General features: G+C 68.4%; 1 pseudogene. It reads right to left on the bottom strand.

Annotated elements, in window-relative coordinates:
• Nucleotides 1-78: 78 nt before the first annotated feature.
• Nucleotides 79-323 (bottom strand): annotated as a pseudogene (locus tag PUR53_RS11360) (hypothetical protein); the annotation flags it as partial.

The raw sequence follows: 323 nt of genomic DNA, 5'->3' as shown, positions 1-323 counted from the left end.
GCCGGGTCAGCTTGCGAGTAAGTGGCCGCGTTCTGAGGTGAATTCGGCGGATCGCTGCCGTTGTAGCGGGGGGACGGCTCAGCTGAGAGTTCGCCCCGTGGCTCGCGTGGGAAGAGCTGGAGGGTCCTGTATGTATGGGGTGGCGGTGAGGCTGCTGGTGGGGTGGTAGTTGCTGGGGCCGGCCGTGATGGTCCAGGTGGCGAGGGTGCTGCTGTGCTGCTGGGCGGCGTTGGCGTCGCTCTGGATTCCGGAGGGCGGGTTGGTGTCCGGCGAGCTGTGGCAGAGGCCGTCGCGGTTGTGCTTCGTCCCGGCGTCGGTGAGGG

This window comes from Streptomyces sp. SP18BB07 (assembly GCF_036322545.1).
Lineage (GTDB): Bacteria > Actinomycetota > Actinomycetes > Streptomycetales > Streptomycetaceae > Streptomyces > Streptomyces deccanensis.
Note: the sequence above shows the minus strand (reverse complement) of the source record. Positions and strands in the feature narration are given on the sequence as shown.